Annotated in this window: 13 protein-coding genes; 6 read left to right on the top strand and 7 right to left on the bottom strand. The window is 71.0% G+C overall.

What is annotated here, in order from left to right; all coding sequences use genetic code 11:
- Positions 1–13 precede the first annotated feature (13 nt).
- The gene (locus PHZ_RS22785; protein ID WP_148216884.1) at positions 14–877 is read left to right on the top strand and encodes a hypothetical protein; all 864 of its coding nucleotides are present in this window, start codon (positions 14–16) and stop codon (positions 875–877) included.
- Positions 878–1,197: 320 nt separating this feature from the next.
- Here PHZ_RS22785 and PHZ_RS15395 read toward each other — a convergent pair whose 3' ends face one another.
- From PHZ_RS15395 to PHZ_RS15370, 6 genes are all read right to left on the bottom strand, one after another.
- Positions 1,198–1,587, bottom strand: a complete 390-nt coding sequence (locus tag PHZ_RS15395; protein ID WP_012523325.1) for a GFA family protein — start codon at positions 1,585–1,587, stop codon at positions 1,198–1,200.
- Positions 1,588–1,592: 5 nt separating this feature from the next.
- On the bottom strand, positions 1,593–2,123 hold the full coding sequence (locus tag PHZ_RS15390) for a glycine cleavage system protein R (protein ID WP_012523324.1): 531 nt from the start codon (positions 2,121–2,123) through the stop codon (positions 1,593–1,595).
- A gap of 69 nt (positions 2,124–2,192) precedes the next feature.
- Positions 2,193–3,272, bottom strand: coding sequence for a heavy metal-binding domain-containing protein (locus tag PHZ_RS15385; protein ID WP_012523323.1), 1,080 nt, complete (start codon positions 3,270–3,272; stop codon positions 2,193–2,195).
- 181 nt (positions 3,273–3,453) lie between these two features.
- Positions 3,454–4,554: an acyl-CoA dehydrogenase family protein gene (locus tag PHZ_RS15380; RefSeq protein ID WP_012523322.1), complete on the bottom strand. Its 1,101-nt coding sequence runs from the start codon at positions 4,552–4,554 to the stop codon at positions 3,454–3,456.
- A gap of 150 nt (positions 4,555–4,704) precedes the next feature.
- The gene (locus tag PHZ_RS15375) at positions 4,705–5,913 is read right to left on the bottom strand and encodes an acyl-CoA dehydrogenase family protein (protein WP_012523321.1); all 1,209 of its coding nucleotides are present in this window, start codon (positions 5,911–5,913) and stop codon (positions 4,705–4,707) included.
- A gap of 41 nt (positions 5,914–5,954) precedes the next feature.
- Positions 5,955–7,157, bottom strand: a complete 1,203-nt coding sequence (locus tag PHZ_RS15370) for an acyl-CoA dehydrogenase family protein (protein ID WP_012523320.1) — start codon at positions 7,155–7,157, stop codon at positions 5,955–5,957.
- Between the two features lie 118 nt (positions 7,158–7,275).
- On the opposite strand from PHZ_RS15370, the gene PHZ_RS15365 reads away from it, so the two are divergent.
- A complete protein-coding gene (locus tag PHZ_RS15365) occupies positions 7,276–8,922 on the top strand; it encodes a phosphatidylglycerol lysyltransferase domain-containing protein (protein WP_012523319.1) in 1,647 nt (548 codons plus the stop codon).
- On the opposite strand, the gene PHZ_RS15360 is transcribed toward PHZ_RS15365, so the two are convergent.
- A complete protein-coding gene (locus PHZ_RS15360; protein ID WP_041373601.1) occupies positions 8,919–9,125 on the bottom strand; it encodes a hypothetical protein in 207 nt (68 codons plus the stop codon). The genes PHZ_RS15365 and PHZ_RS15360 overlap by 4 nt on opposite strands.
- 117 nt (positions 9,126–9,242) lie before the next feature.
- Here PHZ_RS15360 and PHZ_RS15355 point away from each other — a divergent pair, with 117 nt between their 5' ends.
- The 4 genes from PHZ_RS15355 to PHZ_RS15340 are packed head-to-tail and all read left to right on the top strand — an operon-like array spanning position 9,243 to position 13,540.
- Entirely contained in the window at positions 9,243–11,351 is a 2,109-nt protein-coding gene (locus PHZ_RS15355; protein ID WP_012523317.1) for a tetratricopeptide repeat protein, read from the top strand.
- Positions 11,352–11,390: 39 nt separating this feature from the next.
- The gene (locus PHZ_RS15350; protein WP_041373600.1) at positions 11,391–12,314 is read left to right on the top strand and encodes a sulfite exporter TauE/SafE family protein; all 924 of its coding nucleotides are present in this window, start codon (positions 11,391–11,393) and stop codon (positions 12,312–12,314) included.
- Positions 12,314–13,066, top strand: a complete 753-nt coding sequence (locus PHZ_RS15345; protein ID WP_012523315.1) for a TIGR02186 family protein — start codon at positions 12,314–12,316, stop codon at positions 13,064–13,066. Before PHZ_RS15350 ends, PHZ_RS15345 begins: the two co-directional genes overlap by 1 nt.
- A gap of 6 nt (positions 13,067–13,072) precedes the next feature.
- Positions 13,073–13,540: a DUF3429 domain-containing protein gene (locus PHZ_RS15340; protein ID WP_012523314.1), complete on the top strand. Its 468-nt coding sequence runs from the start codon at positions 13,073–13,075 to the stop codon at positions 13,538–13,540.
- Positions 13,541–13,590: the final 50 nt, after the last annotated feature.

Here is a 13,590-nt window from a genome sequence, read left to right as displayed (position 1 = left end):
CTAAGCTGTGCCAATGGATTGGATACCGGCAATCTCGTCTTCCGCGGCTCTGGCGATCATCGGCTTTGTGCTGAGTATCCCGTACCGCCGATCAGTAGAGGCCGCGATTTCGGCGCACTTCGACGAGAAGCTAGAGGAGTCGAAGGCCGAGTTCCGGCGCAAAGAGGAAACACTGAAGGCCGAACTCGGCCAGCGGACCGCCGAGCTTGAAGCGCTACGTTCCGGTGCGCTGACTAGTTTGGCAACGCGCCACGTCGAAATGGGAAAGCGTCGCATACTTGCTGTAGAACGAATCTGGGCGCAGGTGACCGAGATGGGAAACCTGAAGCTTCTCTGCAAATATGCCGAGAGCCTCCACATGGACAAGCTCTTAGAGATCGCCGAGAAGGGCGGGTCTGAAGGCAGAAATGTTTCGGAGTTTGCCGATACAATACTTAAAGTATGTAACGCAGAAGAGTTAAAAGTTCCCAAATACCTGGCGGCTAGCGAGCGCCCCTTCATTCCGGATCTTACGTGGGCCTTATGTTCTGCGTATATGCAGTTGTTAAGTCTACCTCTTGTGCAATTGAGTGCTGTAAAGCGTGGCGTGGGTGGAAAGATGCTCGCCGATCCCAAGGAGATGGCAAACGTGCTAAAGCAAGCGCTCCCGCACAAAGCGGAGGTCATTGACCAACAGGGTCCGAGTTTATTTCCGTACTTGGCTGAAGAGTTGGAGCGAGCACTATTGCATTCACTCCGCGATGCGCTCGAGCAGAAGGACTCTGACGAGGGGGCCGTCGCACAAGCCGGGCGGATAATGGATGCCGTGCGTCAGGTCGCCATAGAGCAGCAGATCACACCGGCGAAGGTTGAGATTCCTGCCGACCTGCATCGATAGAAGAATCATGCAGCCTGATGGTACTCTCACTCCTCATGCGAAAGTCAGATAGTGAACGCATTGTCCGTAGCCTCTGCCACGACTGGCTAAGAGCGCAGCCCCCCGGAGAGAGGGAACATCCCAGCTTCAGGAGCTTCGTTTCCTGGCTTTTGGAGCGCTACCCTGGGGCCCTCCAGTTCCGGTCCGCGATGGGGCCCTTGGAAGACGCCGAGCGGTGGTTCGACGGTGAGTTGAGGCAGAGCTGGCGCAACTAGCTCAGATTGGCTGGGGAAGGATTTAGCTGGGTCAACGGGAAGGCCCGCCCCTCACCCTTCCACCCCTCAACCCCCCTCCCGGTCCCGCGGATACCCCCGCACGCCCGGAAACGCCGGCAGCCAGCCCTCTCGGCGCACGGTCCACAGCTCGTAGGTCGGGCGGAAGCGGTCGGGCTGATCGAGGGCGCCCAGGTTCACCTCCACCTCCGCGCCCGAGCGGCCGAACACCGACGATCCGCAGCGGGGGCAGAAGTGGCGGCCGGCCCACGCGCGGGTCTCGCCCTCCACGCTGACCGCCGCCTCGGGGAAGATCGCCGAGGCGTGGAACAGCGCCCCGTGGTGCTTGCGGCAGTCCAGGCAGTGGCAGAGGCCGACGCGGTCGGGCCGGCCGGCGGCCGCGATCCGCACGGCGCCGCACAGGCAGCCGCCGGTCACCGTCTCGGCCGCGCCGGGCATGGCGCTCACGCCCCGGCCGCCGGCTTCAGCACCGTATCGACCATGATCTCGCCCGAGATCGCCTCCAGGGCGGCCTGCACCTTGTCGGCCGGCAGGCCCGCGGGCAGCCGAAGCCGCGCCTCGAGGTGGAACAGCGGGGCGCCGGAATGCGGCTCGGCGCTGGTCCGCGTCTCGAACGTCTCGATGTTGACGGAAAGGCCGCTCAGCGCCCCGGTCACCTGGCGCACGATGCCGGGCCGGTCCTGGCCCACCAGGCTGAACTGCAGGGCCTCGCCGGCCGCGCCCTCCGGGGCCCCCTCCAGCGCGGGCGCGATCCGCACGTCCAGGCCCTCGGCGTCCACGGCGCGGACGGCCTCGCGCAGGGCCTCGATGCGGCCTTCGTCCAGGGCCACCAGCACCGAGCCCACATAGAGCCCGCCCAGCCGGCTCAAGTGGCTCTCCAGCCAGTTGCCGCCGCCGGCCTGCACCGCGCGCGCCAGCGCCTCGGTCAGGCCCGGCCGGTCGCTGCCGCTCACGCTCAGGATCACCGACGCCACTGATCTTCTCCCTCTCCGCGAGAGGCCATCAGAGGCCCGGCGCGCGGCGGGCTCAAGCGCTAATGAGGGTCAGGGATACAGCAGCTCGCCCGCGGCCCGGGCCATGCCGCGGAAGTCGTGGCCGACGCCGGGCACGGTCTGGAGCCGCCAGGCGAAGGGCGCGTCCAGCCCGGCCGCCGCGCGCCGCCCGGCCTCGAAGAACGTCCGCCCGCGCGCCAGGCGGTGCAGGCCCTGGCGGTCGATGGCCGGGGTGTGCAGCATGGTCCCGCCGCCCTCGGGGTCGTTGTCTTCCTCGCCCAGCAGGACGGTCAGGCGGCTGGCGAGCGCCGCCCGCAGGTCGTCCGGGGTCAGGCCCGTCCCCTTCAGGCCGGGCAGGGGCGCAAGGCTCAGGTCGGGCAGGGTGTAGAAGCCGGCGTTCGCCGCCACGATGCGGTCGGCCCGCGAGGTCGGATGGAACAGGGCCAGCCGGTGCAGCACCTGGCCGCCCGCCGAATGGCCGAAGAGGTCGTAGCGCTCGCGCCTGGCCCCGGCGGCGGCGGCCAGGACGCCGAACACGCGGTCGAAGTCGCCGAACAGCCAGCGGGAGCGGTCGGTCTCAACCTCGAACCGGATCTCCTCGTCGCGCAGCCGTATGACGCTCGCCCCGCCGGTCGGCGGCAGGCGCAGGTTCCGCACCGTCCCGCCCAGGTGGTAGGCGGCGAAGTCGTACTGGTCCTCGGGATAGGCGAGGGCGGCGACCAGCACGCCGCGCGCCTCGGCCAGGCGGGTCCAGGCGTCGCGGTAGGGCCCGCCGTTGCGCCCCGTCCCCGGCAGCACCAGCAGGACGGGGGAGTCCGGCCGGAAGCTGGCCGGCCGGTGGTAGTGGACGGTGATCCGGGCGTCCTCCCGCCTCGCTCCGCCGGGAACGGTGAAGGCGCCCGAGCCTGCGGGCAGGGCGCCCGGCGCGGGCGGGCCGTCGGCGGTGGGGACCAGGGCCATGCCGCAGGCGGGGCAGCGTCCGGGGGCGTCGAACACCCGCCCGTCCGCCGCGCAGCCGCAGGGCGGACAGACCCAGCCGCCGCCCGGGCTCGCCTGGGTCCACGCGGGGGCCCACCCGCAGCAGGCGGCGAGCCCCGCCGCCATCGCACCGCGTCGCGACCATGCGCCCATGCCGGTGTCCTCCCGACCCGAGGCGCCCAGACTACCCGCCGCCGCCCCGGCCGAAAGGCCAACCCCCGGTCATTTCCAGCCATCGCCCCCTTCCTTTCCCCCGCGAAGCGAGAGGGAGAGGACCTAAGGAGAGGGCGAGCGAAGCGAGAACAGCCCGCGAAGCGAGGCGGCGCGACGCCGTCTAGTACCCCTGGATCTTCGCGTACCGGTCGCGGTGGTAGGCTTGGTTGCCGAAGGCCGCTTCGCAGGCGCGGGCGCGCTTGAGGTAGAAGCCGGCCTCGTGGGCGTCGGTCATGCCGATGCCGCCGTGCATCTGGACCATCTCGTTCGAGACGAGGTGGAAGGTGTCGCCCATCTTGGCCTTGGCCAGCGACACCAGCTCGGGCACGTCGGGGCTGTCGTTGTCGATGGCGGTCAGCGCCGCCTCGACGGTGGAGCGCGACAGCTCCAGCTCGGTGAACATCTTGGCCGCGCGGTGCTGCAGCGCCTGGAAGCTGCCGATCACCTGGCCGAACTGCACGCGGGTCTTCAGGTAGTCGAGGGTGGTCTCGAAGGCCTGGGTCGCCGCGCCCAGCATCTCGGCGCAGATCCCGGCGCGGGCGCGGTCGAGGGTCTTCTCGAGGGTTTCGAAGCCGCCCGACAGCGGCTCGGCCGCCGCGCCGTCGAAGGTGACGTTGGCCGCGCCGCGGCTGTCGGCCAGCGACAGCCGCTGGCGCTTCACGCCCGGATCGCTCGCCTTCACGAGATAGAGGCCGACGCCCCCGTCCCCGACCCCGTCCCCTTGGGCAGAGACCACGAACAGGTCGGCGGCCATGCCTTCCAGCACGAAGGTCTTCTTGCCCGTCAGCTTGCCGCCCGAGACCTTCGCCTCGGCCTTTTCGGGATGGTGGTGCGCGCCCTCGTCGATGGCCAGGGTCGCCACGACCTCGCCGGCCGCGATCTTCGGCAGCCATTCGGACTTCTGTTCGTCCGAGCCGCCCAGGATCAGGGCCGAGGCCGCGCCCAGGGCCGAGGCCAGCAGCGGCGAGGCGGTGAGGGTGCGGCCGGTCTCCTCCAGGATCAGGCCCATCGAGAGGTAGCCGAAGGCCGAGCCGCCGTATTCCTCGGGGACGATCACCCCGGCCCAGCCCATCTCGGCCATCTCGTTCCAGGCGGCGACCTCGTAGCCCAGCTCGGCGCCGCTATCGCGCATCTTGCGGAAGGCGGTGACCGGGCTCTTCTCCTGCACCCAGCTCTTCGCCGCATCGCGCAGCATGTTCTGTTCTTCGGTCAGAACGGCCATGTCGGTTGTCCTCGTGAAATCTCGTGTGTCGTTTGGTCGTCATCCCCCGGTCGCGCGGCGATCCGGGGGACCCAAGCGGCCTTCGCGGCCCGTTCGGCTTGGGGCCCCCGGATCAGCCTTCGGCTGACCGCGGGATGACGGGCTGGGGTCTCATTTCGTCTGGGTCGCGTCCGGGAGGCCCAGGATGCGCTTGGAGATGATGTTGTTCTGGATCTCGGCCGAGCCGCCGTAGATCGTGGTGGCCTTGCCGCCCAGCCAGTTGCGGACGAACGTCAGCTCCTCCTGCGAGAAGCCCTCGCCCTCCCAGCCGAGGCCCTGGGAGCCCAGGATCTCGATGCAGAGCTCGGCGCGCTCCTGCAGCGTCTGGCTGGCGGCGTTCTTCATGATCGAGGTCGCCGCCGAGGGGCCCTGGTTGCCCCGGGACTCCACCATCGCCCGCATGGCGGTGAGCTGGAAGGCCTTCAGGTCGATGTCGTTGCGGGCGATCCGCGTGCGCAGGTCGCCGTCGGCGATGCGGCCCTGCGCGTCGAGGCCGACGTAGTCCTTGGCCAGCGCCGCCGGGGCCCGGCCCGAGGCGAAGCGGCCGGCGCTGCCGCCGCCGCCCGCCAGGCTGTTGCGCTCGTGCTGCAGCAGGCGCTTGGCGATGGTCCAGCCGCCGTTCAGCGGGCCGACCAGGTTCTCCTTCGGCACCTTCACGTCGGTGAGGAAGGTCTCGCAGAAGGGGCTGGCGCCCGAGATGAGCTGGATCGGCCGCACCTCGACGCCCGGCGTCGTCATGTCGAACAGCACGAAGCTGATGCCCTCGTGCTTCTTGGTGAAGTCGGTCCGCACCAGGCAGAAGCACCAGTCGGCCCACTGGGCGCCCGAGGTCCAGATCTTCTGGCCGCTCACCAGGAAGTGGTCGCCCTTGTCCTCGGCGCGGGTCGAGAGCGCCGCCAGGTCCGAGCCGGCGCCCGGCTCGGAGAAGCCCTGGCACCACTGGACCTCGCCGTTGGCGATCAGCGGGATGTGCCGCGTCTTCTGTTCCTCGGTCCCGTATTCCAGCAGGGTGGGGCCGAACATCATGGTCCCCATGCCGACGATGGGGTTGTAGGCGCCGGCCCTGCCGAACTCCTGGGTCACCACCCGGGCTTCCTGCGGGGACAGCCCGCCGCCGCCGTAGGCCTTGGGCCAGGTGGGAACGCCCCAGCCCTTCTCGCCGACCGCCAGGCGCCAGGCCTTCTGGTCGGCCGTCTCGCTCGCGCGGTCGGGCCCGACCGCCGGCCCCTTGCCCTTGCAGGACGGCGGGAAATTCGCCGCCACCCAGTCCCGGACCTCGGCCCGGAAGGCCTCCAGGTCGCCTCCTCCGAAATCGGCCATCTGAAAATCTCCGGCTCTATGAAATAGGTTTGGAAAAAGAACTACTTCGGGTCGGGCAGGCCCAGCACCCGCTTGGAGATGACGTTGAGGTTGATCTCGGACGTGCCGCCCTCGATCGAGTTGGCCTTGGTGCGCAGCCAGCCGCGGACCGCCAGCAGCTCGGCGGGCTCGTAGCCCTCGCCCTCCCAGCCCAGGCCCTGGTGGCCCATGGCCTCGACCATCAGCTCGGACCGCTCCTTGGCGAACTCGGCGGCGGCGTACTTGATGATCGAGGTGGCCGCCGAGGGGCCGCCGCCGGCCTTCGATTCCGCCGCCGAGCGGGCGATGGTCTGGCGCAGGGCCTGGAAGTTCATCTTGTTGGCGGTGATCCGGGCGCGCAGGTCGGCGTCGACGGCGCCGTACCGCTTGGCGATCTGGGCCAGGTCGCCCGAGGCGCCGCCCGCGCTGCCGCCTTCGCCGAAGCCGGCCGAGATGTTCTGGCGCTCGTACTGCAGGAGGCGCTTGGCGATCTCCCAGCCGCCGTTCACCCGCCCGACCAGGTTCTCCTTCGGGACCTTCACGTCCGTGAAGAACGTCTCGCAGAACGGGCTCTCGCCGCTGATCAGCGGGATCGGCCGCGTCTCCACCCCCGGCGAGGCCATGTCGATCAGCACGAAGCTGATCCCCTCATGCTTCTTGGACGTGTCCGTCCGCACGAGACAGAAACACCAGTCCGCCTTGTTCGCGTAGCTCGTCCAAATTTTCGAGCCGTTGATCAGCCAGTGGTCGCCCTTGTCCTCGCACTTGGTCTGCAGGCCGGCGAGGTCCGAGCCGGCGCCCGGCTCGGAGTAGCCCTGGCACCAGCGGATCTCACCCTTGATGATCTTCGGCAGGTGCTCGCGCTTCTGGTCTTCGTTGGCGTACTCGAGCAGCACCGGGCCCAGCATCCAGACGCCGAACGAGGCCAGCGGCTGACGGTAGCGGCCGGCGGCCAGCTCCTGCTCCAGGACCCGGGCCTGCTGCGGCGAAAGGCCGCCGCCGCCGTATTCCGCGGGCCAGGTCGGCGCGGTCCAGCCCTTCTCGGCCATCCGGCGCATCCAGACGATCTGCGGATCGTCCGAGCCCTCGAACGGGCGGCCGCCCCAGATCGCCTCGGGATCGGTCTTCGCCTGCGGATCGCGCAGCTCGGGGGGATAGTTCGCCTCCAGCCAGCTGCGGACCTCCGCGCGGAAGGCGTCCAGCTCGGCGCCGCCGAAATCGGCCATGGCGTTCTCCCTTTTCGAAAAAACTGCGGGCTCCAACTCTAGCGCTCGGCGGCGCGGGAGCAAGTGGAATGAAACAGTTGTTTGAGCGCGCGGGCGCGGCCTCCGCTATGGAGCGGTCGTGCGATTCCTGAAGGACCTGAAGCCCGCCGCCTTCGCCGCCGCGCCGGCCGTCTCGGCCCTGGTCGCCGGCGGCTGCGGGGTCATGCTGCTGGCCTCGGCCGCGCGGCCCTCCGAGCCTGAGCGGTTCGTGCAGCTCCTCCAGACCACGCCAGCCCTGCTGATCGAACTCAGCCACCTGATCTCGAGCCTGCTCGGCCTCGTGCTGCTGATCCTGGCGTTTGGGCTGCGGGCCCGGCTGGGCGCGGCCTGGGCGGCGACCATGATCGTGATGCTTGTCGCCGCGCCGCTCGGGCTGGAGAAGGGCTTCGTCTGGGAGGACACGGCGATCCTGCTGGCGGCGGCGGCGGCGCTCGCGCCGTTCCGCAAGGCCTTTCCCCGCACCGCGCGCCTGTCGCGGATGGAGGTGACGCCGGGCTGGCTGGTCTCGGCCGCCTGCCTGCTGGCCGGCGCCGGCCTGATCGGGGTCTGGTCTTATCAGAACGCGGATTACGGGGATGCGCCGTTCTGGCGGCTGATGGTCGACGCCGACGTCGCCCGCTCGGTCCGGGCCTGGGTCGTCGCGGCGATCGCGCTACTGGCCTTCGGCCTGTGGCGCATGCTGGGCACCGCCGCCACGCCGAGGGTCGCGGGCGAGGACGATCCCGAGTTCGCGCGCGTCCGGGCGATCCTGTCGCGGCCGGGGACGGCGCGGCCCAATTCCAATCTGGCGCTGCTGGGCGACAAGCGCTTTCTGTTCTCGCCGTCGGGCGAGAGCTTCCTGATGTTCGGCGTGCGCGGGCGCAGCTGGATCGCGCTGGGGCCCCCCGTCGGCCGCGTCGACGAGCGGCTCGAGCTCTTGTGGCGGTTCCGCGAGCTGGCCGACGCCCACGCCGCCCGGCCCGGCGTCTACGCCCTCGACGCCGAGGACCTGCCCGACGTGGTGGAGCTGGGCTTCTCCATCCAGAAGATCGGCGAGGTGGCCGTCCTGCCGCTCCTGGGCTTCACCATCGAGGGCACCCGCCGGGGCAAGGCTCGCCGCGCCTGGCGACAGGCCGCCGAGGCGGGCGCGCAGTTCGAGGTCGTCCCGCCCGAGGGGGTGGCGGCCATCATGCCGGACCTGCAGCGGATCTCGGACGCCTGGCTGGCCGGCCACGCGGGTGGGGAGAAGGGCTTCTCCATGGGCGGCTTCCACCCGCGCTACGTCCAGGAGTTCCCCGTGGCCGTGGTCCGCTTCGAGGGCCGGATCATCGCCTTCGCGACGCTCTGGCCGGTGGCGGATCGCTCGTCGTTCTCGATCGACCTGATGCGCTACGTGGACGAGGGGCCCAAGCGCATCATGGATTTCCTGTTCGTCGAACTCCTGAACTGGGGGATGGCCGAGGGCTACGCGGCCTTCGACTTCGGCATGGCGCCGCTTTCGGGCCTGAAGGACCGGCCGCTGGCCCCGATGATGTCGCGGGTCGGCAGCCTGCTCTTCGACCGCGGCGAAGACCTCTACAATTTCCAGGGCGTGCGTGAGTTCAAGAACAAGTGGGACCCCTTGTGGCGGCCCCGCTACATCGCCGCGCCGCGCAAGTGGACCATCCCGCTGCTGCTGGCCGACGTCAGCCTGCTCACCTCGGGCGGGATGGCGGGCCTGGCCAAACGCCCCAAGCGCACCGACTAGCGGCGGCCGGTGGTGAAGCCCATCAGGTTCACGGCGTGCACCAGCATGAGGATCGCGCCCGCGGCCGCGAGCAGCATGAGGAAGCGCCAGGGGATCATCCGCGGTCCCCGGTGAGGATCGGGCGGACGGGCGCCGCGCCAGCCGGCGAAGAGGCCCAGCGCCGCCAGGCCCGCGGCGGCCGCCAGGGTCATCTGAAGGTCCATCGTCACCCTAAGCCATCCACAGGAACCGCGCCTCGACGCTACTAATAGCGTTAACGTCGCGTTTACACCCCCAGGAATCGGTGTGTAGCGTCCTCCTTGGTTGGGAGACGCGATTCGATGACGGCGGGCGCGCCCTGGAGCGTCAAGGGGATCGACCCGAAGGCCCGCGAGGTCGCCAAGGACCTTGCCCGCCGCTCCGGCATGACGCTCGGCGAATGGCTCAACCGGGTGATCCTCGAGGACGACGGCTCGGAAAACCCCTTGGGGGAGGCCGCCCACGAACCGCCGGTTCCGGAACGTCCGCTCCGCGCCGCCTACGAGGCGCCCCGGCTGGTTTCGGCCACGCCGTCGACGGCCGCGCCGGCTCCGACTTCCGGCCAGGATTTCGGCCAGGTCGCCCAGGCGCTGGACCGGCTGACCAACCGCATCGACGCCTCGGAGACCCGGACGGGGCTCGCCATCTCGGGCGTAGAGCATTCCGTGCGGCAGGCGCTGGCCCGCATCGAGGCCGCCGAGCGCGAGCACCTGGCGCTGACCGACCGGCTGGCCCGGATCGAGACCGATCCCGCCGGTCCGCGGTCGGTCGAGGCCCTGCGGATGCTGGAGACCCGTCTGGCGCGGATCGAAGCCGCCGCCGGGTTCGACGCCGCGGCCCTGGACGCCCGGCTGCAGGAGACCGAACGCCGCGCCGCCCAGGTGGTAGAGGGCCTCGGCCAACAGGTCCTGGCTATGGCCGAGGCGGTGAACCGCCGGCTGGTCGCCGCCGAACAGCAGAGCGCCGGCGCCCTCGAGCAGGTGGGCGGCGAGATCGCCCGCGTCGCCGGCGCCGTGGAGGCGCGGCTGGCCAGGGCCGAGCAGGCGCAGGCGGAGAGCCTGGAGCGTTTCGGCGCCGAGATCGGCCGGATCACCGACAACCTCTCCGAGCGGCTCTCCGGCGCCGAACGGCGCACGGCGCAGGCGATCGACGACGTGGGCCAGCAGGTGGCGCGGGTCAGCGAGCGGATCGAGCAGCGCCACGAACGCGCCGCGGGCGACCTCGCCGAGCGCATCCGCCAGAGCGAGGCGCGCACCCAGCGGCTGCTGGACGAGGCCCGCGCCCGGCTGGGCGGCGAGCCGCTTCCCATGCCGGAGCCCAGCGCTCCCGATTCTTTCGTCGCCGAGCCGTACGCCGACGAGGCCGAACCGCCGCGGGGCCCCTTCGGGCCGGAGCTGTTCTCCCGCGCCGAGCCGATGGCCGAGGCCGCCGTAGATCCGGTGCGCCCCTCCTTCGCCGCCGAGGACTTCGACGCCGCCGAGGCGTTCGTGCCCCTGGCCGAGCTTGAGGACGACGAGGTCTTCGAGGCTGTCGAGGCCGAGCCCGAGGTCGCCGACGGCGCCCGCCCGCTGTCGACCCGCGAGGTGATCGACCGGGCCCGCGCCGCCGCCCGGGCAGCCCAGGCGGCGCCGAAGCCCGTGGAGGTGCGCGCCAAGCTCGACCGCCGCCAGGCGTCCGGCCGGCTGTTCAACGGCTTCGGCGTCGCCAAGCCGCGCCGCCGGCAGAGCACCGCCCTGCACACCGCCCTGATGGTCGCCGGCAGCGCCGCGTTCCTGAGCGTCGGCGCGGCGGGCGTGGTGCTGATGAACGGTCCGCAGGGGGGCGAGGAGGGGGCTCCGGCCGCGCCGATCGGCGAGAGCCCGCGGGCGGCCGCCGCGTTCGCGCCGACGTCCACGGCCTCCTCCGAGCCCGCCGCCGAAACGTCGGCCGATCCGGCCGAGGCCGCCTTCGTGGAGGCGGTGCGCGCCGCCGAAGCAGGCAGGCCCGGCGGCCTCGCCGAGCTGAAGGCGGTCGCCGAGGACGGCTACGCACCCGCCCAGTTCTACCTGGCCCAGCTCTACGAAAGCGGCCGGCTGGGCGTGGTCCAGAACCTGGCCGAGGCCCGCCGCTGGACGGCCCGGGCGGCCGAGGGCGGCGAGCCCAACGCCATGCACAACCTGGGCCTCTATTTCTTCCGGGGCGAGGGCGGTCCGCAGGACCTGGCCTCCGCGGCCCAGTGGTTCCGCAAGGCCGCCGAAGCCGGCGTCGTCGACAGCCAGTACAACCTCGGGCTCATGTATCAGGCGGGCAGCGGGGTCCAGCGGGACCCGGCCGAGGCGCTGAAGTGGTTCAGTCTGGCGGCCGCCCAGGGCGATGGGCTCGCGCGCACGGCGGCCGAGGGGCTCAAGGCCAAGCTCGCGCCGGCCGCATAGCCGGGTTCCCGGGCCGCCGGGATGAGCTAAGAGGTCTTGATGGACATCTACCTGCCCATCGCCGAGGTCTCGGTGAACGCGCCGCTGCTCGTGGCGCTCGGGCTGGCGGTCGGCTTCATCTCGGGCATGTTCGGCATCGGCGGCGGCTTCCTGATGACGCCGATGCTGGTCTTCCTCGGCATCCCGCCGGCCGTCGCCGTGGCCAGCATGTCGAACCACGTCGCCGCCTCGTCGATGTCCAGCGTCATCGCCTACGGACGCCGCCGGGCCGTGGACCTGCGCATGGGCGGGGTGCTGGCGGCGGGAGGCGTGGTCGGGGCCTTCCTGGGCGTCGAGCTGTTCCGCCTGCTGCGTCTCCTGGGCCAGGCCGACCTCGTGGTGTCGGTCTCCTACCTCGTCTTCCTGTCGATCATCGGCGGGCTGATGCTGACCGAGTCGCTGGGCGCGATCCTGCGCCGCCGCCGCGGCGAGCCCAATCCGCCGCGGCGCGACCGCCGGCCGCCGTGGCTCTACGGCCTGCCGCTGAAGATGCGCTTCCCCCGCTCGCGACTCTACATCAGCGTGATCCCGCCGCTGGTCCTGGGCGCCTTCGTGGGCGTGCTGTCGGCGATCATGGGCGTGGGCGGGGGCTTCGTCCTCGTGCCGGCCATGGTCTACATCCTGCGGATGCCGGCGGGGGTGGTGGTCGGCACCAGCCTGCTGCAGATCATCGTCACCGCCGTCCTGACCGGCGTGCTCCAGGCGGGCCGGAACCAGACGGTGGACATCGTGCTGGCCACCCTCCTGCTGCTGGGCGGCATCGTCGGCGCTCAGTACGGCGCCCGGGCCTCGGCCCGCTTCCGTGCGGAAGAACTCCGCGCCGTGCTGGCGCTGATCGTCCTTTTCGTCGGCCTGCGGATGGGGCTGGGCCTGTTCATCGCCCCCGAGGAGCCGTTCGTCCTGATGTCGGGGAGGCTGGGCTGATGGCGGTGGACGCCGCTCCCCCCACCATCTCGGCGGCGCTGACCGAGACGACGGTGCACGTCAGCTCCGACTTCCGGGGGGCCAGCATCGTGCTCTACGGGGCGGTGTTCGAGCCCGATTCACGCCCATCGGACGTGGTGGTCATCGTCCGCGGGCCCGAGGAGCCGGTGCGGATCGCGCGGAAGATGCGGGTGGCGGGGCTGTGGCTGAACAGTCGGCCGGTGGTCTTCCAGGGCGCACCGGGGTTCTACATCGCCGCCTCGAACCGTCCGCTGGGCGAGATCGCCAATTTCGGGACCCTGCGCCGGCTGGGCGCGGGCGTGGACCACCTGCCGATTCGCGCGCCCGCCGAGCAGCGGGTGGAGACGCGCTACGGCGTCCGGGACGTCGTCGTCTCCAGCCTTGGCGCCGACTACTATGACTGGCGCCAGGCCGTCGTGCGCCTGAAGCAGAAGGCGGGCCTCTACGACGAGGACGGGCGCGGGGTGCGGTTCGTGGACCGCGGCCTCTTCCGGGCCGAGATCGCCCTGCCGGCCGGGGCTCCCACAGGGGTCTACCGGGCCGACATCCTGCTGTTCCAGGACGGCAAGCCGGTGTCGGGACGCGTCCGCACGCTGACGGTCGAGAAGGTCGGGCTGGAGCGGACTCTTTACCTCTGGGCGCATAACAGGCCATGGTCCTATGGCCTGGCTTCGGTCGTTCTAGCGCTCGCGGCCGGGTGGGCCGCCTCGGCCGCATTCCGGAGAGACTGATTGCTCATGGATGACGCGCGGCCCCGCTCACGGGCAGAATCCGCCCCGGGGCCGCTCTGGATCATCGCCCTCCTGGCGCTGGTCCCGTTCCCCGCCGCCGCCCTCGTCTTCTGCTACGGCCCGCGGGCGTACGCGCCCGGCGCGCTGACCGCGCTGCTCACCTGGGCGGCGGTGATCGTGTCGTTCCTGGGCGGCGTGCGCTGGGGGCTCGAGACGCGCGAGCCCGCGCCGCGGTGGTATCGCCAGGCGTTCTCGGCCCTGTCGGCCACGGCGGCCTGGGCGGTGCTCCTGGCCCGCGGCCTCACTCCGGATGCGTGGATCCTGGGCGGCTTCATCGTCGTGTTCCTGATCCAGTGGCTGTTCGACCACAACACGCCCGACACCCCCTCACGCTATCCGATCCTCTCGACGGCGCTCACAGCGGCCGCCTGCGTCTCGCTGGGCCTGGCCCTGGAGCAGGCGCTCAACGCCTAGACGCCGCCGCGCTTTCGGCCCTTCGCCGAACCTTGGGACTTGATTTCCTG

It is taken from the genome of Phenylobacterium zucineum HLK1, assembly GCF_000017265.1.
Classification (GTDB): Bacteria; Pseudomonadota; Alphaproteobacteria; order Caulobacterales; family Caulobacteraceae; genus Phenylobacterium; species Phenylobacterium zucineum.
The sequence above is the reverse complement of the archived record's forward strand: the minus strand, read 5'-3'. Positions and strand labels throughout refer to the sequence as shown.